This window comes from Curtobacterium sp. VKM Ac-2887 (genome assembly GCF_015350935.1).
In the GTDB taxonomy this organism is placed as follows: Bacteria; Actinomycetota; Actinomycetes; order Actinomycetales; family Microbacteriaceae; genus Curtobacterium.
The window spans coordinates 1-26,700 of record NZ_JADKSB010000029.1 but is presented as its reverse complement, the minus strand read 5'-3'; the positions used below and the strand labels follow the sequence as shown (position 1 = coordinate 26,700).

Below are 26,700 nucleotides of genomic sequence, written 5' to 3'. Positions count from 1 at the left end.
GCGCACCAGCGGACGTCGTAGCGCGAGGGCGCCTGCCCCCTGACCCGAACCACGGGCAGGCGCCCACACCTCACGTCTTAAGCCGAGCAAACCTCACACGGTCATGGTTCTGCGCAGCACGGATACGTCGTCGTGGCGCGTGCTCCCTGCAGGGCGCGGGAAGCCCGGGCGTCTGTCCGGGCCTCGGCTGGCACACTGACATGCGAATGGGCCGCCGCTATGCGGCCGGCAGCTGCGGGTTGGAGGGCCTGATGGGTGAGGACGGTGTGCAGGTTCCGGCCAGGGTGCTGCTACTGGAATCAGTGAACCGGCTTCGCGTCGCGGAGACGATGCTCCAGAACCGTGCACGCGCTCGGATGGGCCTGAAGGCAAATGATTTCCAGACGGTGCAGTTCCTCGCCGCGCGAGAAGCCGGCGGCTTCCCCGCGCGCGCAGCAGACCTCGCGGAGGCGCTCGGTGTCAGCAGTGCCGCGGCGACCATGACCATCGACCGGCTCGCTGCACGCGGCTTTGCCGCCCGTGAACCCGACCCGAATGACCGTCGATCCCGCATCGTGCGGCTCACCCCGGCGGTCGCTCGTTCGGTGGGGTAAAGAAGTCGCGGTTACGAACAGGGCCGGCGATAAAGTAGCCATCACCGGGCACCGACCGCACCACACCGTCAGCGATCAATGCCCGATACGCGTTCAGGATCGTGTGAATGCTCAGCCCAGACGTCACCGCAGCGACCCGGTACGGCGGCAACTGATCACCCTCCAGAAAGACACCATCGGCGATGGCATCTCGGATGAGCTGCTCGACCCGCTGCTGCAGGAACCCTCCCACTCGACGCGGGCCCGGTAGTACTAGGCAGAACGCGCCAGGCGATGCCGGCGTCACGTCACCATCACTCATACGCCGGTCTCCCTTCGCCCCGTTGGTCGAACCGCGGGGTGGGCTGCCGGATCAGGTAGCAGCCCACCCCGCTAGCAACGGGAACCCCAGCTGCTGCCACACAGTCTGCACGAACCGACGGCTCGTACCGTGCAACCGATGAGCCACCCATCTTCTCGACGGCGGAAGCCCGATCCCGTTCGCCGGCCGCGCGGGAGCCTGCGCGTGCACTGTTGGCAATGGGCCCTCCTCGGCACCCTTGCCGCCGTCACGGCAACGCTGCTGGTGGCCGCGCTGACGCTCAAATAGATCCGGCATGCCGCTGCCAGCGGTAAGTGGGTTCCCGGGGGTGGTGGAACGTTCGGGTCATCCCGCCACCCCCGGGATAGCGCACTCCCCCACCAGCCTCAAGGCAGGAAAGGCAAGTCTCTCGAACGGGAAACGAGTGTCACGCAAGCATCACTGCCGCGGAGCGCTCCGCACAGCATAGGGCCGACGTGGTGCCGGCGGACCTTGCTGTCCGGTTCCCCGATAGAAGTTCGGGATGTCGGCCACGCACCATACGCCGCCGACATCCCGCACACGCCACATCCTGACCCGAACAGGGGGCGCACACCAAGCGTGCGCGCACACGTATGTGCGGACAAGTCGGCACTACAGAGGACCCCGCTTCGGCGACGGACCGAACGGGGCATGTCTGGCCGCCACCCGAAGGCGGCCAGACATCCCGGAGCGACACCACACAAACGCGGTTTCAGCTGCGGAGCAGATACCCGAACCTGCTCATGACCAGAGTCAAACAGCCCTCATCACGCGGATCCATCCCCGAAACAGGGGGAACGGTCGTTCTCTCGCACTGGACTCGACGCGACACTGGTCTGCGCCTCTGCCCCGGCAGCCCCAACTCCAGGGCACTCGCTGGAGCCCCCAAGCCGGCAGTTAGGCGCGGGCGGCGTGTGCGGTCTCGGACGGTGTCTCACCGTACTGGGCCCGGTAGTAGGCGGAGAACCGGCCGCGCGTCACCGCTCCCGGCCGCCACGAAGACGATCGGGTGCCATCGCCAACGGAGGCGTAGACACCGCTGAGGAGAACACGGCGCGGGCCTACTCGAGACCGATCTGGGCGCTCAAGCCGTGCTGCTTCGGCGTGACGCGGGGCGGTTCGAGAGCATGCCGTCGATGGACCAGCACGGATGCGCTGCAGATGGACCTGCCGGAGGTGGAGCCGCCCGCCAGCCGCCTGTCACGCGATGTCGACGGAGAAGAAGCCGTGCGCGAGCCGTATCGAGAGCGAGGTCCGACCCCCCGCGCTGTGGAACTCCGCGCGGACGACGAGCCATCCCGCCCCTGAGCTATCAGCCTCTTGAGCGACACCGACGTGTACTCGCTCCACACCGCGCCCAGGGCCCAGAGCCTCGTCCCAAGACCACCGAGACGGGGGCGACCACCACCTCGGATCCCCGTGCAGACGCACCTCCGCGACACAGCGACCATCGAGGTGCTGCTTCCAGAGTCGTTCCGCCGACGGTTCCTCAAAGAGCGCGAGCAAGGCGGCGTACTCGAGAACGGGCTCGACCAGGAGGACTGGGTCACGAGGCCGAATGTGGATCTGCGGCGCGACGGGCCGCCGTTTCACGGTCTTGCGCCCGCCCGCCTGCCGGTCGAGGAAACCTGCGTACACGAGGTCGGAGACTGCCGCGCCGACCGTGCTCCGTCCCATTCCTGTCGCCGTCGCAAGGTCGTTACCACTCTTCCACCGGCTTCCCGACGGGAGGTCACCGAGTTCGATCGCGGCGCGCAAACCCTCGCGGAGCGCTTCCCGTGATGTCGCCGCAGGCGGCAGACGGAGCTCACCGCGGGGGGACGGGATCACCTGGTCGGGTACGACCAACGCGGAGAGAAGGGTCGGTTTCGAGTTCACGTCGGGGTCAGCCAGTCCTGTCCGCCATCGGGGTCTGCTTCGTGCTGAGTACTTGCACCCACGCAGCAGGCTCGGTACCGTTCTAAACTAAGACTTGATTCTCATTTTGTCGAATGAGTGCTGAAGGAGGCCGCAATGCGCGGAACCGTTCCCCCGATCGTGCTGATGGGGGTGTCCGGCGCTGGCAAGTCCACCGTCGGCGCGCTGCTCGCCGAACTTCTCCGCGTGCCGTTCGTCGACGCCGACGACCTGCACTCCACAGCAGCAACGACGAAGGTGTCTGCCGAGGCCTCTCTCCGCGACGACCGTGCACCCTGGCTCCCGACGCTCGCCCAGATCCTCGAGGACGCCACCGGAGGAGTCGTCCTGGCGTGGTCAGCCCTCACTCGCGGAGACCGCGAGGCCGTCGCGGGGTCCGATGTGATCTTCGTGCACCTCTCCGGCTCCCGGTCCGTGATCGCCGGTCGGCTCGCAGGTCGACCACATGAGTACTCGCCGTCATCGCCGCTCGATGCCCAGTTCGATGTTCTCGAAGCACTCACCCACGATGAGCGCGGCATCACCGTCCGCATCGACGATCCGGCTGACCAGGTCGCGCATACGATCCGGGATCTCGTGCTCGCCGAAACGCACGCGTCAGTGTCACACTTTGACCTCACTGGTCGCATCGCCCTCGTCACCGGATCGAGCCGCGGTATCGGTCAGAGCATCGCGGATGGCCTCCTCCGAGCAGGAGCGCATGTCGTCCTCCATGGTCGCGACACGGAGCGCCTCGAGCGCACCCGCGCGACGTTTGCGGAGCTCCACGGAATCGCGAGCGTCAGCGCTGTCGCCTTCGATATCACCGACGAAGAATCAGTGATCGAGGGCATTGCGCAGATAGAGCAGAAGGTTGGCCCCATCGGCGTCCTCGTCAACAACGCCGGGGTGCAACATCGCGTACCGATGCTCGAGCTCAAGCTGGAGGACTGGGAGCGGGTCGTCCGTACGGACCTGACCGCGGCGTTCCTCGTCGGCCGGGAAGTCGCGCGGCGCATGGTCCCTCGCGGCCACGGCAAGGTAATCAACATCGCGTCCGTGCAGACCGACCTCGCCCGTCCCACCATCGCGGCGTACACAGCCGCGAAGGGCGGGATCCGGAACCTCACCCGTGCGATGACAGCCGAGTGGGCGTGTTCGGGAATACAGGTCAACGCACTCGCGCCGGGATACATCCACACCGAGATGACGCAGGCCCTCGTCGACGACACCGTGTTCAACGAGTGGATCCTCGACCGGACCCCCGCGCACCGCTGGGGCACGACCGAGGATCTGGTCGGCCCAGCTGTCTGGCTGGCTTCCAGCGGCAGCGACTTCGTCAACGGCCAGGTCGTGTTCGTCGACGGCGGTATGACGGTCGTCGTTTGAGTACCGAGCAAGTTCAGGAGCAGCGCATGTCGAACGGGTCCCAGCGGATCAACACCGCCGTCGTCGTCCATGGAAAGGGCGATCTCAGGGTCGAGCAGCTCCCGTTACCCCTCCCTCGGGCGAACGAAGCCGTCGTGACCGTCGCGTACGGCGGCATTTGCGGCTCCGACCTGCACTACTGGAAGAACGGCGCCGTCGGTGAATCGATTCTTCGCCAGCCCATGGTCCTCGGGCACGAGATCGTCGGTACCGTCACTACGGCCGCTGCCGACGGCAGCGGCCCCGTCGCCGGCGCCACCGTCGCTGTGCACCCCGCGACCATCGGTACGGCGCCTGGCCGGTACCCGTCGGCGCGGCCTAATCTCGCGCCCGGGACGACCTACCTCGGCAGCGCCGCACACCTGCCGCACGCGCAGGGAGGATTCGCCCGGTACACCGCACTTCCCACAAGGATGCTACGACCGCTTCCGAGGAAGCTCTCGCTCCGCGACGCCGCCCTGGCTGAACCCGCGGCGGTGGCGCTCCACGGTGTTCGCCGCGCCGGCGACGTCGCTGGCAAATGCGCACTCGTCATCGGAGCGGGACCGATCGGCGCACTGTCGGTGGCAGCGCTCCGGCGCGCGGGAGCGGCTGAGATCACCGCGGTGGACATCCAAGAACTGCCATTGCGCATCGCACGGGAAGTCGGTGCCGACCGAACCGTGCACGCTACCGACACTGAAACGATCGACGCGATCGAGGCGGACGTCGTCATTGAGTCCTCAGGCAACCACCACGGTTTCGCGTCGGCTGTTCGAGGGGCTGCCCGCGGCGGGACGGTCGTCCTGGTCGGATTGCTGCCGACCGGACCGCAGCCGGCACTGGTCTCCCTCGCCACCACGAAGGAACTCGACCTGCGGGGTTCGTTCCGCTTCGTGGACGAGATCAGCGAGGTGCTGGAGGCTCTGGCCGACGACACGCTCATCATCGGCCCAGTGGCGACACATGAATTCGCGGTCGAAAACGCGCTCGAAGCGTTTCGGACCGCCGCCGATGCGTCCGTGTCGGGCAAGGTGCTGCTTCGCTTCTGACGCACGGCGACGAGGCGCGCGTCAGGCCGCTAAGGTCGACCCCAGCTTGGGAGAGTCTGCTCAGGTGGCGGGCGCCCAGCCGCGGAGCGCCCCCAGGAGCGTGCGCACGAGTCGAGGTGCCATCTCGTCGGCGGTCAACCCGACGGTTTGGTGCAGGTCGAATATCTCGCGCGGGTCGAAGAGTGCGTTCCAGAAGAAGAGCCCGAGGTCTCCTGGGTCGTCGATGCCTGCCTCGGCAACTGCTTCACGGATGGGCCGTTCGAGTGCGTCGGCTTGCACCGTGAGGTAGGTCGCGCCGGACCGGAGCCGTTTGAGGTACCCCTCGTCGGAGCGCGTGTGCACCATCGCCCGGCCGTGTTTCATGACGAGTTCGATCCACCGTGCGCTCACGACCTCGAGCAAATCGAGTCCATGCTCGTCGCGGGCGATGCTGAACTCCCGCAGCGTCTCTCCGACACCGAATCGGAACTCGGCGAGGGCGTCGTCGACGCTGCCGAAGTGCCGGTACGCCGTCGCCGTCGACACCTCGGCCTTCTCAGCGACATCCTGCATTCGGATCGCATTGCCGTGCTTGGCCGCCAAGCGCGAGGCGGCCTTGATGATGCGTGCGCGATTGCGCTCAGTGTCGCTCCGCACGGCTCTCCTCGTCGTCGTGCTCAGCGTAGTGCGCCGAACGCAGTGGCGAGTCGTGCGACACCGGCCTTGATCGCGTCGTCCGATGCGGCGTACGAGAGCCGGAGGTGGTGCTCACCTGCCGCACCGAACTCGGATCCGGGTCGCACGGCGACCCCGGCATCCCGGAGCCGTGCAACGATTTCGACGCTCGGGATATCGAGGTCGTACCGTGGGAAGAGGTAGAACGCGCCTTCCGGCGAGCTCACGTCGAGCCCCGGGACCGTGGCCAGCCCGTCTGCCATCAGCGCGCGACGACGCCCGTACGCGTCACGCATCCGAGCGATGTCGTCTGCGCAACTCTCCAGAGCGACCAGCGCCGCGTCCTGAACAGCAGTGTTCATGGACCCGTTGGCGGTGTTGTGCACGCGTGCGGCGGCCGCGATAATCGCGTTCGGGCCCCAGAGGTACCCCACGCGCCAGCCGGTCATCGCGTAGCTCTTCGAGAACGTCTGGCAGTACACGGTGCGGTCGACGAGCGACGAGACCTCGAGCGTCGAAGTGAACGCCTCACCGGTGAACGTGAGATCTGCGTAAGCCTCGTCGCTGATCACGATGGTGTCGGTACCCTCGAGCGCAGCACCGAGCCGCTCGAGCTCGGCACGGCTGTGCACGATGCCGGTCGGGTTGCCCGGGTTGCAGAAGATGAAGAGCTTGGCGCCGACGAGGGCCACGTCGAGTGCGTCGAGGTCCCAGTGCAGGTCTGGCTGGAGCGGCACCGGGACGACGATGCCTCCGGCCATGCTGATCAAGTCCGCGTAGAGCGAGTACGTTGGATCGGGGATCACGACCCGGTCGCCGGGATCCACGATGGCGAGGATCGCAGCGGTGAGTCCGCCGGTGCCGCCGTGCGTGACGAGGATGTCGTTCGTGTCGATCGATCGGTCGGCGAGGGCGCCGATCCGATCAGCGAGCGCGGAACGCAGTGCCGGCTCGCCGTAGAGAGGCGAGTAATGCGTCCGGCCCGCTCGCAGCGCCGTTGCTGCCGCTTCGACGACCTGGAGTGGTGTTGCGAAATCGGGCTCGCCCATCGCGAGCGATACGAGATCTCCGGAGGACTGCGGCTGCTGGACGCGGCGCGAGGCTGCCGTGACTCGCTGGACCGACTGCGCGGCTCGGAACGCGGTGGGGCTGGTGATGGTCATTCGCTGTCCTTCCGGTCGGCGACACCTTCTGGCGCGCCGGTGTTTCGGCTGATCTCGAGGTCGATGCTGGTGTCCCGTTGACGAGTCGGCGCGATGATCAGTTCTTGCACAACAGCCCGGCCCGGCAGTGTCGCGACGAGTCGGATCGCTTCGGCGACGTCCTCGGGCCGGAGCATGTTCATTCGTTCCTCGGGCGCGGGTGGCCGGGCTCGCGAGTCGAGGATGGGGGTGTCTGCCTCACCAGGGAGTACGGTGACGGCGCGCAGCCCGTCGTTGCGGAACGTCGTGTGCAAGAACGTCATGTAGTTCCTGACGCCGGCCTTCGCGGCACCGTAGGCGGCGCCGCCCAGCAGGTTGGGCGTGATCGCAGCCAGGGATGAGATCGTGATGACGGTGCCATCGCCTCGCCGGAGCAGGTCTTCGAGCAGTGCCTGGGTGAGCAGGTGCACGGCGGTGAGGTTGACGTCGATGACCTCGCGCCACTCGTCCTCACCCACCCAGCGGGCGTTCTGGACCGAGCTCGAACTGCCGGCGGCATGCACGAGCAGGTCGACCGGACCGGCCGCTGCGTGGACTGCCTCCACGATCCGACCAGCAGCACCGACCGCGGCGACGTCCTCGATCACGACGACGGACCGGCCGCCCTCGGCTGCGATCTGGCGAGACACGGCTTCCAACGGTGCAGCACGGCGACCCACGAGGGCAACAATCCCGCCGTCGCGGGCGATCGCGAGTGCCGTCCCACGACCCATGCCTGAGCCGGCGCCAGTGACGACTGCCACTCGCGACGTGGTTGTGCTCATCGTAGACCTCCAATGCTTATATGAGAATTGTGTCTCATTTGAGAGTGTCGGGTCAACCACAGCGTCGGTGCAACGGCAGATCGACCGCTCCGAACACATCGGCCACCGAATCCTCGAGCACCTGCAACGAGGCTTCGAGTTCCCAGAGCGAACGGCGCGCGTACTCGGTATCGACCCATCGGAACCGCACCGCGCGGCCCGGGGTGACTTGCCCGAGCACGGGTTGGGTGGCGGTCGTTACGAACCCGACGATCGGGTAGCCGGCGGTCACGGTTCGGTACCGGCCGAGGACGATCAGCTCATCGCCGTGCGGTACCTCGACGGCCCCCACTGGAACCCCGTGCGACACGATCTCGGTGTCGTCGGCAGGGTGCACTACCGGGCCGTCTAGCCGAACGCCGACGGCGTTCGAGCGCTCGGTGACGCGGTACTCGGACGCTGTGATCCACTCGCGGACGCCCGGGATGGCCGCATCCGGGCCGGCGACCAGGTCGACCGACCAAACGTCGTTCGACTGCCGGCGCATCGGGACGGGGAGCCGAAAGAGTGCGTGGTCGAAGTGTGGCTGCCTGAATCCGGAGAACCCGGTCGTCACGGAGACCGCGTCGCCGTGGGAGACCTGCTGGGCAAATCCCATGCGGGCGTCGGGTGCGACACTGCCGAGGAATGTCTCCGCATGAACCCGACCGGCGACGGCGACGTAGCTCCTCGCTCCTTCGGTACTCGGCAGGAACCGGATCTCCACCCCAGCGGGAACCACTACCGGTGCCCATACGTCCACGACGTAGTCGCCGACCAGGACAGTCCGGACGGCACCGGTCGCGGCTACGAGGACGTCTTCGGACGGAACGAACGAGAACTCCCCCATCACTTCGAAGAGCGCGGCGTTCCGGTCGTTGCCGACCAGGATGTTCGCGACGGACGCTGCGTGCTGGTCGGCACTCCCGCCGGTCGGCACCCCCAGACGCTCGGTACCACGACGACCGCTGTCCTGGTAGGTCGTGAGCCATCCGGCGTCGACGACGTCAAGCCGTACCGTGCGGCTCACGAGCGCACCTCATCGACCACGCCGTCTGGCGTGAGGAAGGTCCCGTCACGGTGTTGCGCATCCGCACGGTCGATCGCGACGTACCGGACGCGATCGCCCGGCAGAACGGCGGCAGCGGCGGTCCGGGCGATGTCAACGATCGTGTGTGGCGTTCGCCCGACGACTCGCCATCCGGTCGGTCCAGGGAACGGTTGGATGATTGCATTCTGGCCAGCGACCATGATCGACCCCGGCGGGACGTTCGTGCGCGGCTGCGCCGCTCGTCGAACAGGCCGGACGAATTGGCCGCCTTCCATCATCGGCGCCATGCCCGCTGCGAGGAGGACGACGTCGAAGGTGGTCTCGGTGATGGTCGCGACGAGTTCGTCCACCGAAGTGTCGAGTTCCGCCGCGACTGGTTCCAGATCGGGCCCAGCGCCGGAGTCGAACACCACCGGGATGGTGAAGGTCCGTCCTGGCGTCGCTTCGATCGCATCGTCCGCCGTCGTCGTGGCGTCGAACAACTGGACGATGTCGATGACACTCTCAGCCGTGGTGCGCAGCGGGTCGAACCGGACGAGCAGCGAGTCGAGTCCGGCCACGAGATCCGTGACTCCGTGCGGTGTCCTACGCTCCAACATCCGGCTGAGGGTGCGGACGCGCGTTCGCACGTCCGCACCCCCTCCGGCGATCATGACGGCGGCGTCGCCGAACGGTGTGGTGACGAGAGCGGTCACCGCGCGGCGACCGCCGCACGCTTGTCAGCGAGAACCTCCTGAAGGCCCGTAGCGCGGACACCGGACCCGTCCAGTGCCGCGCGGAGCGCGGTCCCGTTCGCCAGTACCTCCGGGTGGTCGCCGTGCAGCAGCACGACGTCCGCATCATGCCCGAGTGGAACGGTCTCGCCGTCCACGGTCACGACGGTGCCCTCTGTCACGACCTGCACGACACGCCGGCCAATCTCCTCCGGGTCGTGCAGGAGCCCACCCGGGTGCGACCGGGCAACGGGCATGCCGTCAACCCCGTACCCGCGGTCGGCGAGGAACACGTAGCCGACCTGGAGGTCGCGCTTCCGCGACTCCTCGGCGAGCAGACCGTTCTGGCAGATCACGATGTAGCTCGGGTCGTACGCGGCGATCGCGTCGGTGATCGCCCGCGCGTGCTTCGCGTCGGTCTGCGCGATACTGCCCATCCGGCCGTGCGGCGCGACGTGGCTGATGGTCCCGCCGTGCACGCGGGCGAACGCGTCGAGTGCACCGATCTGGTAAAGCACGTCGGTACGGATCTCCTCCTCGGATGCCTCGATCAACCGCCGGCCGAAGCCGACGAGGTCCGGGTATCCGGGGTGCGCTCCGAGCTCGATGCCGCGCTTCACGCATTCCGCGACCGTCCGGTCGATGACCCGGGGGTCACCCGCGTGGAACCCGCAGGCAATGTTGGACGCGGTGACTAGTCCGAGCAGTGCCTCGTCGTCGCCGATGGTGTAGTTGCCGTAGCTCTCACCGAGATCGGCGACGACGGCGACGGATGCGGTGGCCATGTGGCCCTCCTTCGTGGTGCTGGTTCTGGTGGTGCTGGTGGAACGTGGCGGAGCGGGGTCACTCGACGCGGAGCGGCTGGCCCTTGGTCTCCCGGAGGAAGAGGCAGCTGACCAGCGTGATCAATGCTGTGATGATCGAAGCGAACGCCGGCACGAGGCTGCTCCCGGTCGCGTTGATGATCGCGGTCATCACGAGCGGTGCGCTACCGCCGAAGATGATCGTGCTCAGGCTGAACCCGATGCTGTACGCGCTGTAGCGGACGGTCGTCGGGAACATCTCGGTGAGCACAGTGTGGATGACCGCAGCGTGCCCTGAGAACGCGAGGGCGAGCACGACGGCGCCGAGCGCCGCGAGAGCAAACTGGCCAGTGGCGAGGAGCACGAACATCGGGTACGAGACAACCGCCATGGCGATCGCGGAGCCGATGAGGACCGGCTTCCGGCCGATACGGTCGGACAGGCGTGCCATCAGTGGGATCGCGATGATGATCGCCACGAGAGCACAGGCTGTGACGAGCAGACCCTGCACCAGCGTGAAGTTGTGCGCTTCGCCGAGCTGCGTCTTGAGGTACGTCGGCATGTACGCGAAGAGCAGGTAGTAGCCGGGGCCGTTCAGCGCCGGCAGGAAGATCGTCAGAACGATCGCGGCGATGTGACGTCGAGAGGTGAACGCGGCGCGGAGCGGGTTGCGGGTGACCGCGTTCCGCTCCCGGAGTGCTTCGAAGTGCGGAGTTTCCTCCATCCGGCGGCGAATGTAGAACCCGACGTACCCGAGCGGTGCTGCAAAGAGGAACGGGATGCGCCACGCCCACGACTCCATGGTCTCGTCGCCGAGAGTGGTGATGAGGATCGCGGAGAACGCACTGCCGAACAGGAGCGCGAAGAACGAGCCGACGGCGATGAAGCTCATCGAGAAGTTGCGAGCGGCGTCGCGGGCGTACTCGCCGACGAACGACATCGCACCGGCGACTTCACCACCGGCGGAGAAACCCTGCAGGACGCGGAGCGCGATGAGGATGACCGGCGCCGCGATCCCGATGACGCTGTGCGCCGGGATGAGCCCAATGCAGAGGGTCGACGCGGAGATCAGCAGGAGCAGGGTCGACAGGAGCGCCTTCCTCCCCATCCTGTCGCCGAGGTAACCGCAGATGACGCTACCGAAAGGGCGTGCGATGAAGCTGACCAGGAACCCGACGTTGGTCAGGAGGAGCGCGCCGGACTCGGCTCCGCCGACCAGGCTCAACGCGATGTATGTCGTCAACAAACCGTAGATGCCGTAGTCGTACCACTCGACGAAGGAGCCGACGGCGCCGGCAACGGTGGCCCGGCGTACCACTGTGCCGTCCGCCGTCAGGACGCCGACCTGGGTTGTGTCGAGCCGTTCTGCTGCGCTCATGTGATCTTCTCTCGGGATGAGCCCGTGACGGGCTTGCTATCAGTGTGGGAGCTAACGGTTGCAGTCGCCACAAGGCGGGCGGCGACGCTCTCCTCCGCGGGTACGCCGACAGCGCCCGGTCAATGCCGGGCGAGATCGGTCACGGACGGACGCGGGGACGTGTTCATGTGTCCTCCTGGCGTCCGAACGGCGATGGCCGGATTTCTGTGAGTGCGACTTGACTCGTAGTTGAGAATAGGCTCGCAGTTCTGCGCGGTCAATGCCAACCAGGAACAGGTGTGTAAAAGGCATGTTTCCGTTGCGTTTCGGCATCACCGCAACTCACACTGACCCTTGATCGAGGCTGACACCTAGAGCAGACTGTGAAGCGAACTGCGAATCAGTTCTCACATCTTCCGCGGAGGAATCCATGACGATCACCGCCCCGCACGCATCCACCGGCAACGCTCCTCTCGGGAACGCCCTCGAACAGCTGCGCGCCGCCGCCGAGTCCCTCGAGATCGATGACGGCTCCGTCCAGCTCCTCTCTCAGGCGCGACGAGAGATCTCCGTCGGGGTGCCGCTGCGCCGTGACGACGGCACCGTCGAGGTGTTCCGCGGTTACCGCGTCCAGCACAACTTCACCAGAGGACCGGCGAAGGGCGGAGTGCGGTTCGCCCCGTCGGTCGACCTCGACGAGGTGCGGGCGCTCGCCATGTGGATGACCTGGAAGTGCGCGCTCGTCGACCTGCCGTACGGCGGCGCGAAGGGCGGTGTCGCGATCGACCCGCGCCGGTACTCGGATGCCGAGATCGAACGCGTGACCCGCCGGTACACGAGCGAGATCCTGCCCGTCATCGGTCCGGATCGGGACATCCCCGCGCCGGACGTCGGCACCGACGAGCGCACCATGGCCTGGATGATGGACACGTTCTCGGTGAGCCACGGGTTCACGGTGCAGAGCGTCGTCACCGGCAAGCCGATCGCGCTCGGCGGATCGCTCGGCCGTGCCACCTCCACCAGCCGCGGCGTCGCACTCGTCGCCCTCGCCGCGCTCGACCGACGCGGCGTCGCCCCGACCGCCGCCACCGCAGCCGTCCAGGGCTTCGGTAAGGTCGGCCGGCACGCCGCCCGGTTCCTCGCGGAGGCCGGGGTGCGCGTCCGGGCCGTCAGTGACCAGTACGCCGCGGTCGTGCACACCGACGGACTCGATGTCGACGCACTCGGCCGTCACGTCGATGCCCACGGCACGGTCGCCGGCTTCCCTGGTGCCGACCCCATGGACCACGACGACCTCCTCGGCCTCGACGTCACACTCCTCGTGCCCGCGGCCGTCGAGGGCGTCATCCACCGAGACAATGTCGAGCGCGTCCGTGCCGAGATCGTCGTCGAGGGCGCCAACGGTCCGGTCACGACGGCGGCCGACGCCGAGCTCGCCGCGCGTGGCGTCCTGGTCGTCCCGGACATCCTCGCGAACGCGGGCGGTGTGATCGTCTCCTACTTCGAGTGGGTGCAGGCGAAGCAGACGTACCGCTGGAGTCTCGACACCGTGGAGTCCCGGTTGCGGGACCGCATGCTCGGCGCCTGGGACGCCGTGTCCGACGAACAGCGCGCACGGGGCGGCACCCTCCGCGAGGCCGCCATGCGGATCGCCGTCGCCCGCGTGCTCGACGCGCACCGCAACCGCGGCCTCTACCCCTGACCAACGGAACGTCCAGAGAAACGAGAACCACGATGACCTCCACCATCCGCACCGCCACGACCATCCGCCGCGCCCCGGCTGAGTTGGTCGATCGCTTCCGGGCGTTCCCCGTCGCCAACCTCGGCGACGCGATGGACCGCATCGGGATCGTCGACTCCGGCATCACCCCGCTGTGGGACGGTGCGGCAGCGGTCGGCTCGGCACTGCCCGTGCAGTCCGTCGCAGGCGACAACCTCGCCCTCATCGAGGTCCTCGACCGCATCCAGCCCGGGGACTTCATCGCCGTGAACGCCGCCGGGTACACAGACCGTGCCGTGATGGGCGACAACCTCGCGCAGCGCTTCCAGGCCTTCGGCGCCGTCGGTGCGGTCGTCGACGGGTCGGCGCGCGACCGCGACGTCATCCGCAGGTTCGCGTTCCCGGTCTGGAGTCGTGGCGTCTCGCCCGCCGGTCCGTTCAAGAACGGACCGGGCTCGATCGGCTCCCCCATCGCACTCGGCGGCGTCGTGGTCGCCGCCGGGGACATCATCGCCGCCGACGGAGACGGACTCATCGTGGTGCCACTCGAACGCGCAGAAGAGGTGCTCGCGGGCGCCGAGGAGATCGCACGGATCGAGGTCGAGAAAGACGAGGAGGCCGCGCGCTTCCGTGCGGCGGCCGAGACGCGCGCTTCCTGACCGGTGTCGCATGACGCGGGTTTCTGACGCGAATCAGGACGGGTCGGAGGCACGGTGCGGGACCGCACCGTGCCTCCGGTTCGTCAGCGGGTCACGGAACGGGACTGTGGAAGCAGTCCGACTGCAGCACGCAGTGCAGCGATGATCTCCTGGTAGCGGCGGGAGTCCTCCCGCCACGCAGCGGGGAGGACCTCGACCAATGGCACGCCGACCGCCAGCCCGGGCACGTCGAGGACCGGAACCGCCACACCGAACACACTCGGATGTACGGCGCCGGCGTCCAGCGCGTACCCGCGAGCGCGTGCGCGCTCGACCGCCATGAGGGTTCGCACGCGGTCGACCTCGGGCAGCTCGTCGACCACCGTCCGAGCCGCGTCAGCGTCGAGTCCGGCCAGGGCGGCGATGCCCACGGCCGTCGTGGACGCATCGCGGACGTCACCCGGCCGCGCCGTGGAGGCAAACGGCTCGCGCCCGACGTGCTCGGCAAGGTAGCGCACATGCCGCCCCTCCAGCGAAACCACCTGCACGATGTTCCTCGCCAGGACCGGGGACGCCGCCACCAGCCGCAGGTACCGCGCGGTGTCGAACCCCATCAGTAGAACTCCACCGTGTCGACGACGTTCCGGAGTGGCTCGTCGTCGAGCAGCCGCCGGGCGTTGTCGGCGAAGAGGCGGACGATGCGCTCTTCCTCCGACTCGGTGAGCGCGGCAGTGTGCGGGCTGATGAGCACGCGCTCCGAGTCCCACAGCGGACTCGAACCCGGCAGCGGTTCCACCGCCACGACGTCGAGGGCCGCGAACCCGATGCGGCCGTCGTCGAGAGCCGACACCAGGGCGCTCTCGTCGACGACGGTTCCGCGGCCGACGTTCACGAACGTCGCACCCGGTCGGAGTCCGCTGAAGAACGCCTCATCGAGCAGCCTTTCCGTCGCGACAGTACCGGGCAGGGTCGACACGACCGCGTCGACACCGGGCAGGACGGAGGCCAGCGCGTCGATGGCGACCACCTCGTCCACGTGCTCCACGGGATGGCCGCTCCGGCTCGCTCCGACCACTCTCATGCCGACCGCCGAGCAGAGCCGGGCGACTTCGGAGCCGATCCCGCCGAGTCCGAGGACGAGGACGGTCCCGCCGACCACCGGCTGCATGACCCAGCGCTCCGGCCACCGACGCGCCCGCTGGTCGACCGCGAGCCGCGGCAGCCCCTTCGCTCCGGCGAGCACCCCGAGCAGCGCGAACTCTGCGAGCGATGTCCCGTGCACCCCGGCCGATGTGGTGAACCGGACGCGTCGGAGTTCGTCCGCGGTCAACCCGGCAGCGCGCACCTGCCCGCCACCGCCCGCGGCCATCGTGTGCACCCAGTGCAGCGTCGGGTTTGCCCGAACCGTCTCTGCGAGGAGAGCCGAATCGACGTCGGGGACACCGTACAGGGCGTCCGCGTGCCGGAGTGAGGCTCGCCAGCGGTCGTCCACGTCGACAGCCCGCGTGAAGGCCGGGTCGCCGGCGAAGTCGGCCGGGAACCGCATCGGTGGGAGCGCTTCAGGGTCGTACGCGAGGTCGATGCGGGGCTCGAGGTCGCACAGGAGTGCGGCGTGCTCCGGACGAAGCGGAGCCGCAATCACAACCCGCAAATGAGAATCCATTCTCATATGATGCCAAGGGTGGAAAGAGCGCGCAAGAGCGTTTGTCGATCACGCCGCGACACCCATCGACTTGCTCGAGAGCGTTGCCGACCGGCAGTCTCCCTCAAGCCGGCCGAGGCGAAGGAGCAGCTGGCTCAGATCCGGGCATCGGAGAGCGTTCCGTTGACGGCGTGGTCACCGATCGGGTGCGCCTTGTAGACGACCGGGTTGTGCGAGGCGACCGTGCGCGCGGTCCGCCAGTGCCGGTCGAGGGCCCTGGCAACCGCCTCGACGTTCGCGAGCGCGCCGAACGCGGCACTGGCGACCTCGCCGACGACCTCGAGCACCTGCGGGTCCCGCCTCGGGTCCGGATCGGCCGCGAGCGGGTACGTTCGACGCCGCTGACGCACCACCTCGGCGAGGTCCGCGGACGCCCGTCGGAGGATCCCGGCCTGCGTGGCCGAGTGGACGAACTGGTAGAAGGCGCCGAGGTACTCGGCGAGCCGCGACACGTCGTACGGCAGCACGTACCCGTCGCGCATCGATGTCTTGTGAAGTCATCTCCGGTCCGCGCGGAGCCTGCTGCCGGGTCAGCCGACGTGGTCCACCGTGGACGCGCCGCCCTCAGCGTTCACGATCCCTTGCCCGTGTTCCCGCACAAGACGCACAGGTGCTCCCGCGGCCTGTCCGCCGGATTCGCGGCGGCGAGGGATAGCCCGGCGATCGCGATCCGGCTCGGCGGATCGCAGGCAGAGCTCTTCTTCCAGTCGATGGACTTGCCGGACGCGGGGGAGTCCGTCCCCGGACCCCATCGGACGCGGCTTCCAGAACGCGTCGCGCGACGTCCTCGCCGCGGAGGCCGACAACGACGCGCCGCTCGCACCTCAACCGGTCATCGTCGCGACGAGTCGCCCTCGGACGGTGCCCTCTGAGAGTCGATCGAGTCCTGCAGGGATGTCCTCGAACGCTATGGCGGTGACGACCGGCGTCAGCGCCCCAGCGGCGATGAGATCGTAGACATCGCGGAGCGCACGTGTGGAACCGCCGAGCACACCGGTGAGAGTGACCTGATGCAGCACGAGAGCTCCCGTGCTGATGGAGGATTGCACCTGCCCGATGCCGACCTGCACGACCCGGCCGCCGTGACGCACGGTCTCGACAGCCGTGGCGGTGGTGTCGCCGTACCCGGCGAAGTCCACGATGACGTCCAAGCGTTCTTCGGCGAACGCCCCGATGTCTGCCGCGCACCGCGTCGCACCGAGTCCACGAGCCATCGGCCAGACGCTCTCTTTCACGTCGGCCACGTACACCTCTGCACCCTTGAGGACAGCGATTCGTACCCCGATCTGCCCGAGTCCGCCGAGCCCGATGATGCCGACCTTGCTCCCGCGCTCGACCTGCCCGACTGCAAGAACCGCGCGATGAGCCGTGCTGCCGGCGTCCGTTGCGGCCGCGGCCTGCTCGAACGAGACTCGATCCGGGATGCGTACGAGTGAATTCGGGTTCGCGATGACCTTCGATGCGTATCCGCCGTCGTAGGTCAGGCCCGCGACGACCTCGCCGTGCGGGCACAATCCAACCCGGTCGCCGACGCGCCACCCGGACACGCCCTCGCCGACGTCGACGACGACGCCTGCGATCTCATGTCCCAGCGTCAGCGGCAATCTCACCCAGTCCGGTAGCGGAACGGTTTCGCCTTCGAGCACGCCGACGTCCGAGTGGCACAATCCGACGGCCTTCACGTCCACGAGCACAGAACCCGGCACCACTGTCGGTTCTGGAACCTCGTTGAGGGCGAGAGGCACATGGGCCCTGGTGAACTGCCATGCCTGCATTGCCGTCACTCCTTCTTATGCTCACGAACGTGCGGGGGCCGATCGACACGGGAACGGTCAGCCCGAGCGCGTGCCGAGCGCTGCAGCGACGGAGGTCTCGACTGCACGAAGAAGCTCGACGGCCGATGCGACGTCGACGGTCGCATCGACGTGCGGAGCGAGGAATTCGGTCCACGTGTCTCGCACCCTTCGCAGGTTCTCGGCCGCGATCGCGGTGGGGTGCACGCTGATGGAACGTCGATCGTCGGGGTTCGGGCGACGCTCGATCATGCCCTTCTCCGCCAGCGAGCGGAGGACCGCGCTCGTGTTGCTGGACCGCAACCCGACCTCGGTGCAAATCCTGGTCGGGCTGACGCCGGGATGCTGCTGAACGTGGTTCATGACCAGGCTCTCGAGTTCCGTGATCTCGATGATCTCGGTGTCAGGGTGCCCGTGCAGGCGGATGTCGCGCCCGACGCTGAGCACAAGATGCGCCAGGTCTGCAAGCTGTTCGTCACGCTCGGTTTTGCCGTGTCCCAATGGCGTTCCCTTCGAAGCTATGCTTATCCTAACATAGCTACGTGTACATAGGTATTTAGCCAGGAGGCACATATGACCCGGCACGCCAAACAGATGGGCCCGGCATCGACCGGCACGATGACGAACGCTCGGATCGGAGTGGGGTTACTGCTCACCCTCGCGTTGCTGTCCGGGATTGCTCCGTTCGCGATCGACATGTACCTGCCGGCATTCCCTGAGATGGTTACCGATCTCGGCACGACGGCACCGGTCGTCCAGCTGTCGCTCACCGCGTTTTTACTCGGGGCAGGCGTTGGCCAGGTGGTGTTCGGGCCGCTCTCCGACCGGTTCGGCCGCGCCAGTCCGCTCATCGCGGGCATGGTGATCTACCTCGTCGCCAGCGCCGCCGCCGCCCTCGCTCCGTCCGTTGAGTTCCTGATCGTCGCTCGGCTGGTGCAAGGCCTCGCAGCGGCGGCGGGCATGGTCATTTCCCGCGCCATCGTCAGTGACCTCGCCACGGGGGTGGAGGCGGCCCGGGGACTCAGCATCATCATGACGGTGAGCGGCATCGCTCCGGTGCTCGCGCCCGTCGCGGGGAGCTTGCTCGCCGAGCCGCTCGGCTGGCGCGGCCTGCTCTGGATCGTGACAGCACTCGTGGCCATCGGCCTGGTAGCAGTGTTCCTCGTCGTCAGGGAGACCAACCCCAGAGCGCCACGAACAACCGCGGCCGGTCGGACCGCGATGTCCGGGTCGTCCAAGCGAGCGCTCACCTCGCGCGTCTACGTCGGGAACATGCTCGCGTTCGTCTTCGCGTTCACCACGATGATGGCGTACATCTCCGCGTCGCCCTTTTTGTACCAAGGGATGATGCACTTGAATCAGGTGCAGTACGGGCTCGCCTTCGGCTTGAACGCCCTCGCGCTCTTGGTAGTCGGCGCGGTCTCTGCACGCCTCACCCGTCGCGTGCGCGTAGCGGCCCTCGCCCGGAGCGGCCTGCTACTCAATCTCGGCGCGGTCATCGTGTTCGCGGTGCTCGTCGTGACCGACGTTCCGCCGATCTGGTTTGCGTTGCCGATCTTCGTGTCCGTCGGGGCGTTGGGGTTGAGCTTCGGCAACACGACCGCTCTCGCTCTCGCGGCGGTCCCGACGGCCGCCGGACTCGGCTCGGCGATCCTGGGCCTGCTCCAGAACGTGTTCGCGGGGGTCGCTGCCCCGATCGTCAGCAGCGGAGGGCAGAGCACCGCTGGACCGCTGGCCATCACCATGCTCGTCACCTCCGCGCTCGCCAACCTCGCATTCGCGTTCGCCAGCACACACCGTTCATCACGGGCGACGCACCCACCGACAGAATCCGGCGCCGGCGAGATCTCGAGCAGCTGATGCACCACCGCGCACGGAACACCTTTATCACCGTCCCGGAAGGGCGGCGACGGGGCCCCGACCCGGGTGCAGTGTCGTCAGAGCTCCTGACACGGGTCACGGTCGTGAGCGATGTCGATCACCCGGTCCAGCTGGCGCAAGGCGGATTGCATGTCAGCGATCGCGCCGACGATCCGTTCGCGTTCTCCGGTCAGCATTCGCAGCACCTCCGGCGTTGCGCGACCGGAGTCGACGCATGGAAGCATCTCCAGAAGCGTCCTGCTGGGAAGCCCCGCGGCGAAAAGCTGCTGGATGAGGCGCACCCGTCCGATGGCCGCCTCGTCGTAGCTCCGCTGACCACCGCTGGAGCGCCGTGCCACGAGGAGTCCCTGCTCTTCGTAGTACCGCAGCGCCCTGGTGCTGACTCCCGCTCCGCGGGCAACCTCACCGATTCGCACGTTCACACCTCACGCTCTTGCACTTCACGTTGACGTCAAGTTTTAGCCTGACGGAGCGACCCCACCCCCGCGGGTCACGAAAGGACGCATCATCATGGACATCAGCAACCAAGTCGCGCTCGTCACCGGCGCAAACCGGGGAATCGGAGAGCACTTCGTCAACGAACTCCTGTCGCGCGGGGTGCAGAAGGTGTACGCGACGTCCCGCAGGCCGGAACTGATTGACATCCCCGGCGTCCGAGTCCTCCGGTTGGACGTCACCGATCCGGAATCGATACGCGCCGCGGCCGAAGAAGCTTTGGACGTCTCGCTCCTGATCAACAACGCAGGCCTCACTACCCACACCCCGCTCGTCACCGGTGACCTCGAGAACATCCGGCTCGAGATGGACACGCACTTCTACGGCACCCTGGGCGTCGTCCGGGCCTTCGCTCCCGTCCTGGCTTCCAACAACGGGGGTGCGATCGTCAATATCCTGTCCGCTCTGTCGTGGTTCTCCGTTCCCAATGCCGGTGCCTACAGTGCTGCGAAAGCAGCCGAGTGGAACCTGACAAATGCCATTCGTCTCGAACTCGCTCCGCAGCGGACGCTGGTACAGGCTGTCCATCTCGGCGCTGCCGACACTGACATGAACGCCGGCTACGACGGTCCCATGATCGATGCGCGCGAAGTTCCTCGGGCTTCACTGGACGGACTCAGCAAGGACGCGATCGAGGTCATAGTCGACGATGCCAGCGGGCATGTCAAGGCCTCGCTCGCTGGGGACCCGGCAGAGTTCTACGCCGCCATGCTCGGGCGTTAGCCGCAGATGCAACCCCGCTCTCGTCCTGGTGGATCCAGCCGGGAAGCGGGCGAGCACGCGAGCAGAGCGGAACCCTTGTTCCGACCCATCGGAGGGCCCGGGACTCGGGTCGCGGCGGATCAGCCGGTGTGATCGTGTCAGTCCACGGTCACACCGGCTTCTCGGTCGTTCAGGACTCCCGGTGGAACCAGGTGCTGAAACTGTCTTCGAGCGTCATGGTGGGGTGACCGATGACGTCCGCGAGGACATCGGTTGGTCCGTCGAGCAAGCCATGGGCGATGTCGTCGTCGAGGGCGAGAACGAAGTCCACGACCTGGTCGTCCAGTCCGGCACCGGAGAGGACCTCGCGGTACTTCTCCGCTGGAACGGACGCGTATCGCACCTCACGGCCGGTGACTCGCGACGCGGCTGCGGCGAACTCCTCGCCATTCCACGCGACGCCTCCGGCGAGTTCGAGGGTTTCGCCACGGTGTCGACCAGTGGAAGCGATGACGGCTGCGGCTTCGGCGTAGTCCGAACGGGCCGCTGAAGCGACCTTCCCGGCTCCTGTGCTGGCGAGGTAGGTGCCGGTCGCGGTGGCTTGAGCGAACGCCTGCTCGTAGTTCTCGTTGTACCAGTTGTTCCGCAAGACCGTGGCCTCGATCGGAGACGCCACGAGCAGCGCTTCGGTCGCCTTGTGTTCAGGGGCGAGCACGAGAGGAGAGGTGTCGGCGTGGGGAGCGCTCGTGTACACAACGTGCTGCACGCCGGCACGCTCCGCCGCACGGAGTGCGTTGGCGTGCTGCTCGACACGCCGACCAACGGCACTACTGGAGACGAGCACGAGCGTGTCGGCACCGCCGAATGCGGCATCCAGGGTCGCGGCATCGTCGTAGTCCGATGCGATGGCGCGGACGCCGCGCTCGGCAAGCACGCTCAGCTTGGCGGTGTCGCGACCCGTGGCGGTGACATCGGGCGCATCGGCACCGCGGGCAAGCAGATGCTCGACGACGAGCGCGCCAAGTGAGCCGGTGGCTCCGGTGACGGCGATCTTCATGGTTCCTCCTCCGACCGCCGAAGCGGTCACTTGAACATTCAATCAGTAGAACCCTACCGAGCCTTGCTTGAACATTCAACCTTTTGGTGGGAGAATTCCAGCATGGGCTCACCTCGCTGGCTGAACGCCGCTGAACACGATGCTTGGCTCGCGCTGATGACTACGCTGGAAATGGTCCCGGCGGCCGTCGATGCCCAGCTTCGTCGCGACCACGGCGTCACTCGGTTCGAGTACTACATCCTCGCGATGCTCAGTGACCACGAAGCGGGTGTCCGACCGATGACGGATCTGTCGGTGATGACCAACGGGTCGCTGTCACGGCTCTCGCACGCGGTCGAGAAGCTTGAGAAGCGAGGCTGGGTCCGTCGAGAGCGGCTCCCGGAGGACCGGCGGACGACGCTGGTGATCCTTGAGGACGCCGGGCGGACGCTCTTGGAGCGCGCTGCCCCGTCGCATGTCGCAGAAGTCCGGCGGCTCTTGTTCGACGTGATCCCGGCCGACAAAGTGCCGCTGTTGACGGACATCCTTTCGCCCGTCGTCGCACGCAGTCTGGGTGAAGACGGCGCCTGTGCCGGCGAGGTACCGACGATCGCTGCCGTCGAGCACCCGGAGGCATGAACGTCGATCCGTTCCGGGCCGGGCCGGGGACGTCAGGAGCGTACGGTCGGGTCGCGGCGTCCGGCCACGATGTCGGTGGACAGACCGGCCGGAGTGGACGGGACTGCGCGTGAGGTCATGGTGTACCGGACATCTGGCTGCTCATCCGACTCCGGGGTGAGTACGGTGACGTCACTGCCGTCCGCGCGGACGGCGTCGCGGATGGTGGTGATCCCGAGCGTTCCGTCGGCCGAAGTCCCCGATCCGAGCAGGACCGGTGCGCTGTAGGCGACGATCTCGTCGACGAGGCCTGCGCGGAGGAACGCTGCGGCGAGTGTCGGACCGCCCTCGAGGAGCACATGCCGCTGCCCCAGTTCGAAGAGCCGATCGAGCGCAACCCGAGGGTCGCGGGTCATCAACTGCACGGTTCGGGCCGAGCTGTCGAAGATGCGATGCCCGGTGTCGAGATCGCGTTCTCCCATCACTGCTCGCAACGGCTGGTGGGCTGAAGGGCGCCCGTCAGGTCCCCGCACGGTGAGCGCAGGATCGTCGAAGACGACGGTACCCGTGCCGACGAGGACCGTGTCCGCGACTACGCGGAGTCGGTGCACGTCCGCCCGAGACGACCGTCCGGTGCTCCACTGGCTGGTGCCGTCCACAGCAGCGCTGTACCCGTCGAGGGTCGCAGCGGACTTCCACGTCACGAACGGCCGCCCCGCAGCGACACCAAACGACCACGCTCTGTTCACGGCGGTGGCCTCAGCCAGGAGCAACCCGCTCTCGACCTCGACGCCCGCCACCCGCAGCGTGTCGGCTCCCCCGGTCGCGATCGGATTGGGATCGGGCTGTGCGAACACGACGCGGCGCACTCCTGCCTCGATGAGCACCTGGGCGCACGGGCCGGTCCGACCGGTGTGATTGCAGGGCTCGAGGGTGACGACGGCGGTTGCACCCCGGGCGGCGCCGACCTTCGCGAGTGCGTCAGCCTCGGCGTGCGCGCTCCCAGCACCGCGGTGGTACCCCGTGGCGATGACGGAACCGTCATCGGCCAGCAGGACACATCCCACTCTTGGGTTCGGCCCGAGCGGCACGCCCGGCGTCGCCGCCAGTGCCAACGCCCGGAGCATGGCGTCACGTTCGGTGAGCACCGCGGTCATCGTGGTCCTCACGAGGCGACGCGGACGTCGGCGAGGTCCAGGGTGTGCGCCGTGTGGTCACGCTTCGCAGTGAGGTACCGCATGTTCGCTGCGGACACGTGCACACCGGTCGGGACCTGCTCGGACACGGTGACGCCGAGCGTCCCGATCTGGCGGGCCTTGTCGGGGTTGTTGCTGAACAGGCGAACGCGATCGACCCCGAGAGCGAGCAGCATCTGTGCCGCTGCACGGTAGTCCCGCTCGTCCTCGCCGCGGCCGAGAGCGACGTTCGCCTGGTACGTGTCGAGTCCGTCGTCTTGGAGGGCGTAGGCGTCCAGCTTGGCGTAGAGCCCGATTCCGCGGCCTTCCTGGCGCAGGTACAGCAAGAAACCACCCGCCGCCGCGATCCGCTCCACCGCTTCACGCAGCTGCGGGCCGCAGTCACACCGTTCAGAGCCGAACACGTCTCCAGTGAGGCACTCGCTGTGCAGACGCACCAGCGGGGCTTCCCCACCATCGGCGACGCGCTCGCGTGCGCCTTGCCAGTCTCCCAGACCGAGCGCGAGATGCTCCTCACCGTCGACCAGCCCGCGGAACGTGAAGACCTCGGCGACAGTCGAGAACCCATCAGGGAAGCGCAGCGGCACCCGAACGCGCGTGCGGACGACCGAGCCGGCCAGCGGCTCCGACATCGCCTCTGCGAACACATCACGCGCCGGCACGACGACACTCGACGAAGCGCGCGGAGGAGCCGTTCCGCGGGAAACAGGGACGCGATCAACGGCCATCGAGACTCCAATGATTGAACATTGAAGTAATGGTACAACGAAAAGGTTGAATGGTCAAGTATTGGCACGACCAGTGAGCCGTAGTGGTTACACCTGCGCACAAACGGTAGCAACAGTTATTGTCTACTTAGACAATAACTGGGGTACGGTGGGCTCTGTGCCCACGAACAGTCCGTGGGCACGGAGGAGAAAGCATTGTGATCCCACACATCAAGCACACACCAACCAGCAAGGTCATTAGCGCCTACTACACAGTCCACCCTGACGATCGACAGGCGTTCATTGACGCCGTCATCCCCCACCTGAGCACTACAGCCCAGCAAGACGGATGCACGTACTACGTCTTCGCCGAGGATCTGATCGATCGGAACACGATCCACCTCACGGAGGGGTGGCGCGACCAAGCCGCCATCGACGCCCATATGGCCGATGAGTACTTCCTCAAGGCCGTCACGACGGTCCTCGAAGGTATCCGCGTCCTCGACTACCAGGCCGAGTATTACGACGTCGGCACCCAGACCGCGGGCGCCCTCCCGGACTCGAACTAAATCCATCACCCGGCGGCCGGGGGCCAAGTGGACGCCGGACCTGCCCTCTGCCTCGCATAGGATCACGTCATGCCCCGTCCTAGGAAATTCGACGAGGAAGCCGTAGTTGAATCAGCCGCCGGCGTCTTCGCGACCACCGGCTACGGCGGCACGACGATGGAGGAGCTCAGCCGCGTTACCGGGCTCGGCAAGCAAAGCATCTACAACACCTTCGGCGGCAAGCGGGAACTTTTCCTACGCGCGCTCGAGCGGAGCACCTCCACGCAGGTTGATCGCCTGACCGTCGAGCTCTCATCCGGAACATCCTCTCCGCTCGAACGGATCCGAGCGCACCTGGATGCACTCTCCATCACCTTCACCTCAGAGGGACCGCTCGACTCGTTGTTCACCAAGGCGACGGTCGAGCTGGCCGACCGCGATCCGGACGTCGCCGAGGCCGCTCGACGCGCCTACGGACGCCTCGAGGCCGAGTACGCCGGATGCATCGAGCAGGCACAGACAGCCGGGGAAGTCGACACAGCCCGTGATACCCGCGCCCTCGCGACGTACTTCGTCGCGATCACTCGTGGCATGGAGGTCCTCGGCACCGCCGGCGCCGACCGATCAACGCTCCTCCGCGTCGGACGAGCAGCCCTGACCTTACTCACTTGAGGCACCCGACTACCCCAACCCGTCAAGTGCTCAGAAGACGCACCTCAATAGGGGATGACAGTTCAAACGGGTCGCATCAACTCGATCTTCCCACGCTCGTGTGACGACAAATACCATCTCGACGGTGTGGGAACGAGCCTGGGGAGCTATCAATCACTTTCAGGTGCTATCCCATGCTTGCTGGTGCCGGCAAAAGGTTCGAGTGCAGCATCGATGGCTCGGGCGTCTTGCCAGAGGGCCGTGATGCGAGCGAGTACGTGATCGGCAGCGGTGTCAGCAGCGCCGAGCTCGGCGTAGGTCTCCTGCAGCGTGAGCTCGGCGAAGCGGGACGCTGCGCGCACTAGTGGTCCGACGGCCTCCCGGTCCGTCCCGTGCGTAGCGGCGACGCGTATGGTCGGGATGATGCTGGTCATGGATCGGCCAGACAGGCTCGCCCCGGTGCGGGCCCACCCGTGAACGTCTAACGGCAACAGCAGCTGCTCCGCTCGCCGCCAGTCCCCTGGTACCGGCTGCTCGCAGTCGTGCCGGTCCAGGTTCCCCTTCGTCGGGTCGAGCAGCCGGATCACGTCGCCGCGGAACCCAGTCCAGACCGGTCCGACGATGCGCAGCCACCGGGTCACCGCGCACGCCGCGCACGATGCCGGGTCGTTCGATGAGGGCACGACGTATCCGCGGATCCGGACGATGCTCGTCACCGCGACGTCGCCGGGTGTGATGGTGCGCGCTTCTTCGCGGGTGAGATACAGGGCGCCGAGAAGGACGGTGAGGAACGCGTCGCGGCGGCCGCGGAGCCCGATCGGGTACCGGTACTTCGGGATTCCCGCCAGCACCTCCCCCAGTGCCGCAGCGTTGGGGGCTTCTGATCGCGGCCATACCCGCGCCTGCACGGTGGGTATCGGGTCCGGGAAGCCCGCCGCGAGGTGCTGCGCGCGGATCGCGTGCCGGCGGAGCCGCTGCGTTGATACGGCCCCGGGGAATTGGTGCAGGAACTGCTCGATCGTTGCTGCCGTCGCCGGGAGCGGTTGGTGTCCCGTCGCGGCGCACCACGCGACGAATCGGCCCCAATGCGCCTCGAGCATCGCCCGGGACTGCTGCAGGTTGGGTTGACTCGTTGGTTTAGGCCGCGAGTGCTGCCTGTGGGTTGATGATTGCTTCGTACT

The 26,700-nt window shown here is 67.3% G+C and carries 29 protein-coding genes and 1 pseudogene; 12 read left to right on the top strand and 18 right to left on the bottom strand.

The window, feature by feature from the left end:
* The first annotated feature begins 206 nt into the window (after nt 1-206).
* On the top strand, nt 207-593 hold the full coding sequence (locus ITJ69_RS19285; protein ID WP_228549948.1) for a MarR family transcriptional regulator: 387 nt from the start codon (nt 207-209) through the stop codon (nt 591-593).
* Here the strand turns inward: ITJ69_RS19285 and ITJ69_RS19280 are convergent.
* Nucleotides 562-894 (bottom strand): GntR family transcriptional regulator, encoded by a 333-nt coding sequence (locus tag ITJ69_RS19280; protein ID WP_194673713.1) that lies wholly within the window; start codon nt 892-894, stop codon nt 562-564. The two genes, ITJ69_RS19285 and ITJ69_RS19280, sit on opposite strands and share 32 nt — an antisense overlap.
* Nucleotides 895-2,334: 1,440 nt before the next feature.
* Here ITJ69_RS19280 and ITJ69_RS19275 point away from each other — a divergent pair.
* From ITJ69_RS19275 to ITJ69_RS19265, 4 genes and pseudogenes are all read left to right on the top strand, one after another.
* The gene (locus ITJ69_RS19275; RefSeq protein WP_194673712.1) at nt 2,335-2,697 is read left to right on the top strand and encodes a hypothetical protein; all 363 of its coding nucleotides are present in this window, start codon (nt 2,335-2,337) and stop codon (nt 2,695-2,697) included.
* A 231-nt stretch (nt 2,698-2,928) separates the two neighbouring features.
* A pseudogene (locus ITJ69_RS20630) lies at nt 2,929-3,267 on the top strand (shikimate kinase); the annotation flags it as partial.
* 165 nt (nt 3,268-3,432) lie between these two features.
* On the top strand, nt 3,433-4,200 hold the full coding sequence (locus ITJ69_RS20625) for an SDR family oxidoreductase (protein ID WP_323743157.1): 768 nt from the start codon (nt 3,433-3,435) through the stop codon (nt 4,198-4,200).
* Nucleotides 4,201-4,226: 26 nt separating this feature from the next.
* Nucleotides 4,227-5,270: an L-idonate 5-dehydrogenase gene (locus ITJ69_RS19265; protein ID WP_194673710.1), complete on the top strand. Its 1,044-nt coding sequence runs from the start codon at nt 4,227-4,229 to the stop codon at nt 5,268-5,270.
* Nucleotides 5,271-5,330: 60 nt separating this feature from the next.
* Here ITJ69_RS19265 and ITJ69_RS19260 read toward each other — a convergent pair whose 3' ends face one another.
* The 7 genes from ITJ69_RS19260 to ITJ69_RS19230 are packed head-to-tail and all read right to left on the bottom strand — an operon-like array spanning nt 5,331 to nt 11,853.
* On the bottom strand, nt 5,331-5,906 hold the full coding sequence (locus tag ITJ69_RS19260; RefSeq protein ID WP_194673709.1) for a TetR/AcrR family transcriptional regulator: 576 nt from the start codon (nt 5,904-5,906) through the stop codon (nt 5,331-5,333).
* Nucleotides 5,907-5,926: 20 nt separating this feature from the next.
* Nucleotides 5,927-7,087 (bottom strand): pyridoxal phosphate-dependent aminotransferase, encoded by a 1,161-nt coding sequence (locus tag ITJ69_RS19255; protein WP_194673708.1) that lies wholly within the window; start codon nt 7,085-7,087, stop codon nt 5,927-5,929.
* Nucleotides 7,084-7,890 (bottom strand): SDR family oxidoreductase, encoded by an 807-nt coding sequence (locus ITJ69_RS19250; protein ID WP_194673718.1) that lies wholly within the window; start codon nt 7,888-7,890, stop codon nt 7,084-7,086. The genes ITJ69_RS19255 and ITJ69_RS19250 overlap by 4 nt, the downstream gene beginning before the upstream one ends.
* A gap of 52 nt (nt 7,891-7,942) precedes the next feature.
* On the bottom strand, nt 7,943-8,938 hold the full coding sequence (locus ITJ69_RS19245) for a biotin-dependent carboxyltransferase family protein (RefSeq protein ID WP_194673707.1): 996 nt from the start codon (nt 8,936-8,938) through the stop codon (nt 7,943-7,945).
* Entirely contained in the window at nt 8,935-9,654 is a 720-nt protein-coding gene (locus ITJ69_RS19240) for a 5-oxoprolinase subunit B family protein (protein ID WP_194673706.1), read from the bottom strand. Before ITJ69_RS19240 ends, ITJ69_RS19245 begins: the two co-directional genes overlap by 4 nt.
* Nucleotides 9,651-10,457 carry a 5-oxoprolinase subunit PxpA gene (locus ITJ69_RS19235; RefSeq protein ID WP_194673705.1) on the bottom strand — a complete coding sequence of 269 codons (807 nt, stop codon included), beginning with the start codon at nt 10,455-10,457 and terminating at the stop codon, nt 9,651-9,653. The genes ITJ69_RS19240 and ITJ69_RS19235 overlap by 4 nt, the downstream gene beginning before the upstream one ends.
* Before the next feature lie 58 nt (nt 10,458-10,515).
* Nucleotides 10,516-11,853, bottom strand: a complete 1,338-nt coding sequence (locus tag ITJ69_RS19230; RefSeq protein ID WP_194673704.1) for an MFS transporter — start codon at nt 11,851-11,853, stop codon at nt 10,516-10,518.
* 409 nt (nt 11,854-12,262) lie between these two features.
* On the opposite strand from ITJ69_RS19230, the gene ITJ69_RS19225 reads away from it, so the two are divergent.
* Together ITJ69_RS19225 and ITJ69_RS19220 are read left to right on the top strand one after the other, a co-directional pair.
* Nucleotides 12,263-13,534 carry a Glu/Leu/Phe/Val family dehydrogenase gene (locus ITJ69_RS19225; protein ID WP_194673703.1) on the top strand — a complete coding sequence of 424 codons (1,272 nt, stop codon included), beginning with the start codon at nt 12,263-12,265 and terminating at the stop codon, nt 13,532-13,534.
* Nucleotides 13,535-13,566: 32 nt separating this feature from the next.
* The gene (locus ITJ69_RS19220; protein WP_194673702.1) at nt 13,567-14,211 is read left to right on the top strand and encodes an RraA family protein; all 645 of its coding nucleotides are present in this window, start codon (nt 13,567-13,569) and stop codon (nt 14,209-14,211) included.
* 83 nt (nt 14,212-14,294) lie between these two features.
* Here ITJ69_RS19220 and ITJ69_RS19215 read toward each other — a convergent pair whose 3' ends face one another.
* The 5 genes from ITJ69_RS19215 to ITJ69_RS19195 form a co-directional block, all read right to left on the bottom strand.
* On the bottom strand, nt 14,295-14,804 hold the full coding sequence (locus ITJ69_RS19215) for a hypothetical protein (protein ID WP_194673701.1): 510 nt from the start codon (nt 14,802-14,804) through the stop codon (nt 14,295-14,297).
* The gene (locus tag ITJ69_RS19210) at nt 14,804-15,832 is read right to left on the bottom strand and encodes a D-2-hydroxyacid dehydrogenase (protein WP_323743156.1); all 1,029 of its coding nucleotides are present in this window, start codon (nt 15,830-15,832) and stop codon (nt 14,804-14,806) included. The genes ITJ69_RS19215 and ITJ69_RS19210 overlap by 1 nt, the downstream gene beginning before the upstream one ends.
* A 155-nt stretch (nt 15,833-15,987) precedes the next feature.
* Nucleotides 15,988-16,374 carry a hypothetical protein gene (locus ITJ69_RS19205; protein ID WP_194673699.1) on the bottom strand — a complete coding sequence of 129 codons (387 nt, stop codon included), beginning with the start codon at nt 16,372-16,374 and terminating at the stop codon, nt 15,988-15,990.
* A gap of 342 nt (nt 16,375-16,716) precedes the next feature.
* On the bottom strand, nt 16,717-17,667 hold the full coding sequence (locus ITJ69_RS19200) for an alcohol dehydrogenase catalytic domain-containing protein (protein ID WP_194673698.1): 951 nt from the start codon (nt 17,665-17,667) through the stop codon (nt 16,717-16,719).
* Nucleotides 17,668-17,724: 57 nt separating this feature from the next.
* Complete coding sequence (locus ITJ69_RS19195; protein ID WP_194673697.1) at nt 17,725-18,186, bottom strand: MarR family winged helix-turn-helix transcriptional regulator; 462 nt, start codon at nt 18,184-18,186, stop codon at nt 17,725-17,727.
* A 72-nt stretch (nt 18,187-18,258) separates the two neighbouring features.
* Here ITJ69_RS19195 and ITJ69_RS19190 point away from each other — a divergent pair, with 72 nt between their 5' ends.
* Nucleotides 18,259-19,545 carry a multidrug effflux MFS transporter gene (locus ITJ69_RS19190; protein ID WP_228549946.1) on the top strand — a complete coding sequence of 429 codons (1,287 nt, stop codon included), beginning with the start codon at nt 18,259-18,261 and terminating at the stop codon, nt 19,543-19,545.
* A 77-nt stretch (nt 19,546-19,622) separates the two neighbouring features.
* Here ITJ69_RS19190 and ITJ69_RS19185 read toward each other — a convergent pair whose 3' ends face one another.
* Entirely contained in the window at nt 19,623-19,982 is a 360-nt protein-coding gene (locus tag ITJ69_RS19185) for a MerR family transcriptional regulator (protein WP_194673716.1), read from the bottom strand.
* A gap of 94 nt (nt 19,983-20,076) precedes the next feature.
* On the opposite strand from ITJ69_RS19185, the gene ITJ69_RS19180 reads away from it, so the two are divergent.
* Entirely contained in the window at nt 20,077-20,784 is a 708-nt protein-coding gene (locus ITJ69_RS19180) for an SDR family oxidoreductase (RefSeq protein ID WP_194673696.1), read from the top strand.
* Nucleotides 20,785-20,953: 169 nt separating this feature from the next.
* Here the strand turns inward: ITJ69_RS19180 and ITJ69_RS19175 are convergent, their stop codons facing one another.
* Nucleotides 20,954-21,820, bottom strand: coding sequence for an SDR family oxidoreductase (locus tag ITJ69_RS19175; protein WP_194673695.1), 867 nt, complete (start codon nt 21,818-21,820; stop codon nt 20,954-20,956).
* 156 nt (nt 21,821-21,976) lie between these two features.
* Here ITJ69_RS19175 and ITJ69_RS19170 point away from each other — a divergent pair, with 156 nt between their 5' ends.
* Nucleotides 21,977-22,438, top strand: a complete 462-nt coding sequence (locus ITJ69_RS19170) for a MarR family winged helix-turn-helix transcriptional regulator (protein ID WP_194673694.1) — start codon at nt 21,977-21,979, stop codon at nt 22,436-22,438.
* A 32-nt stretch (nt 22,439-22,470) separates the two neighbouring features.
* Here the strand turns inward: ITJ69_RS19170 and ribD are convergent, their stop codons facing one another.
* Together ribD and ITJ69_RS19160 are read right to left on the bottom strand one after the other, a co-directional pair.
* Nucleotides 22,471-23,574, bottom strand: coding sequence for a bifunctional diaminohydroxyphosphoribosylaminopyrimidine deaminase/5-amino-6-(5-phosphoribosylamino)uracil reductase RibD (gene ribD / locus ITJ69_RS19165; RefSeq protein WP_228549945.1), 1,104 nt, complete (start codon nt 23,572-23,574; stop codon nt 22,471-22,473).
* 8 nt (nt 23,575-23,582) lie between these two features.
* Nucleotides 23,583-24,245 carry a GTP cyclohydrolase II gene (locus ITJ69_RS19160; RefSeq protein ID WP_194673693.1) on the bottom strand — a complete coding sequence of 221 codons (663 nt, stop codon included), beginning with the start codon at nt 24,243-24,245 and terminating at the stop codon, nt 23,583-23,585.
* Between the two features lie 293 nt (nt 24,246-24,538).
* Here ITJ69_RS19160 and ITJ69_RS19155 point away from each other — a divergent pair, with 293 nt between their 5' ends.
* Both ITJ69_RS19155 and ITJ69_RS19150 read left to right on the top strand, forming a co-directional pair.
* A complete protein-coding gene (locus tag ITJ69_RS19155; RefSeq protein ID WP_194673692.1) occupies nt 24,539-24,889 on the top strand; it encodes a putative quinol monooxygenase in 351 nt (116 codons plus the stop codon).
* A gap of 69 nt (nt 24,890-24,958) precedes the next feature.
* Nucleotides 24,959-25,540 (top strand): TetR/AcrR family transcriptional regulator, encoded by a 582-nt coding sequence (locus tag ITJ69_RS19150; RefSeq protein WP_194673691.1) that lies wholly within the window; start codon nt 24,959-24,961, stop codon nt 25,538-25,540.
* A 149-nt stretch (nt 25,541-25,689) separates the two neighbouring features.
* Here ITJ69_RS19150 and ITJ69_RS19145 read toward each other — a convergent pair.
* Nucleotides 25,690-26,700, bottom strand: a 1,011-nt coding sequence (locus tag ITJ69_RS19145; protein WP_228549944.1) for a hypothetical protein, incomplete at its 5' end; no start/stop codon positions are given.

Excerpts from the sequence above, each read along its gene's own strand:
- ITJ69_RS19250 (WP_194673718.1), bottom strand. The coding sequence starts at position 7,890 with ATGAGCACAACCACGTCGCGAGTGGCAGTCGTCACTGGCGCCGGCTCA.
- ITJ69_RS19285 (WP_228549948.1), top strand. The coding sequence starts at position 207 with ATGGGCCGCCGCTATGCGGCCGGCAGCTGCGGGTTGGAGGGCCTGATG.
- ITJ69_RS19280 (WP_194673713.1), bottom strand. The coding sequence starts at position 894 with ATGAGTGATGGTGACGTGACGCCGGCATCGCCTGGCGCGTTCTGCCTA.
- ITJ69_RS19255 (WP_194673708.1), bottom strand. The coding sequence starts at position 7,087 with ATGACCATCACCAGCCCCACCGCGTTCCGAGCCGCGCAGTCGGTCCAG.
- ITJ69_RS19220 (WP_194673702.1), top strand. The coding sequence starts at position 13,567 with ATGACCTCCACCATCCGCACCGCCACGACCATCCGCCGCGCCCCGGCT.
- ITJ69_RS19175 (WP_194673695.1), bottom strand. The coding sequence starts at position 21,820 with ATGAAGATCGCCGTCACCGGAGCCACCGGCTCACTTGGCGCGCTCGTC.
- ITJ69_RS19190 (WP_228549946.1), top strand. The coding sequence starts at position 18,259 with ATGACCCGGCACGCCAAACAGATGGGCCCGGCATCGACCGGCACGATG.
- ITJ69_RS19230 (WP_194673704.1), bottom strand. The coding sequence starts at position 11,853 with ATGAGCGCAGCAGAACGGCTCGACACAACCCAGGTCGGCGTCCTGACG.
- ribD (WP_228549945.1), bottom strand. The coding sequence starts at position 23,574 with ATGACCGCGGTGCTCACCGAACGTGACGCCATGCTCCGGGCGTTGGCA.
- ITJ69_RS19215 (WP_194673701.1), bottom strand. The coding sequence starts at position 14,804 with ATGGGGTTCGACACCGCGCGGTACCTGCGGCTGGTGGCGGCGTCCCCG.
- ITJ69_RS19235 (WP_194673705.1), bottom strand. The coding sequence starts at position 10,457 with ATGGCCACCGCATCCGTCGCCGTCGTCGCCGATCTCGGTGAGAGCTAC.
- ITJ69_RS19225 (WP_194673703.1), top strand. The coding sequence starts at position 12,263 with ATGACGATCACCGCCCCGCACGCATCCACCGGCAACGCTCCTCTCGGG.
- ITJ69_RS19180 (WP_194673696.1), top strand. The coding sequence starts at position 20,077 with ATGGACATCAGCAACCAAGTCGCGCTCGTCACCGGCGCAAACCGGGGA.
- ITJ69_RS19200 (WP_194673698.1), bottom strand. The coding sequence starts at position 17,667 with ATGCAGGCATGGCAGTTCACCAGGGCCCATGTGCCTCTCGCCCTCAAC.
- ITJ69_RS19205 (WP_194673699.1), bottom strand. The coding sequence starts at position 16,374 with ATGCGCGACGGGTACGTGCTGCCGTACGACGTGTCGCGGCTCGCCGAG.
- ITJ69_RS19265 (WP_194673710.1), top strand. The coding sequence starts at position 4,227 with ATGTCGAACGGGTCCCAGCGGATCAACACCGCCGTCGTCGTCCATGGA.
- ITJ69_RS19160 (WP_194673693.1), bottom strand. The coding sequence starts at position 24,245 with ATGTCGGAGCCGCTGGCCGGCTCGGTCGTCCGCACGCGCGTTCGGGTG.
- ITJ69_RS19170 (WP_194673694.1), top strand. The coding sequence starts at position 21,977 with ATGACTACGCTGGAAATGGTCCCGGCGGCCGTCGATGCCCAGCTTCGT.
- ITJ69_RS19150 (WP_194673691.1), top strand. The coding sequence starts at position 24,959 with ATGCCCCGTCCTAGGAAATTCGACGAGGAAGCCGTAGTTGAATCAGCC.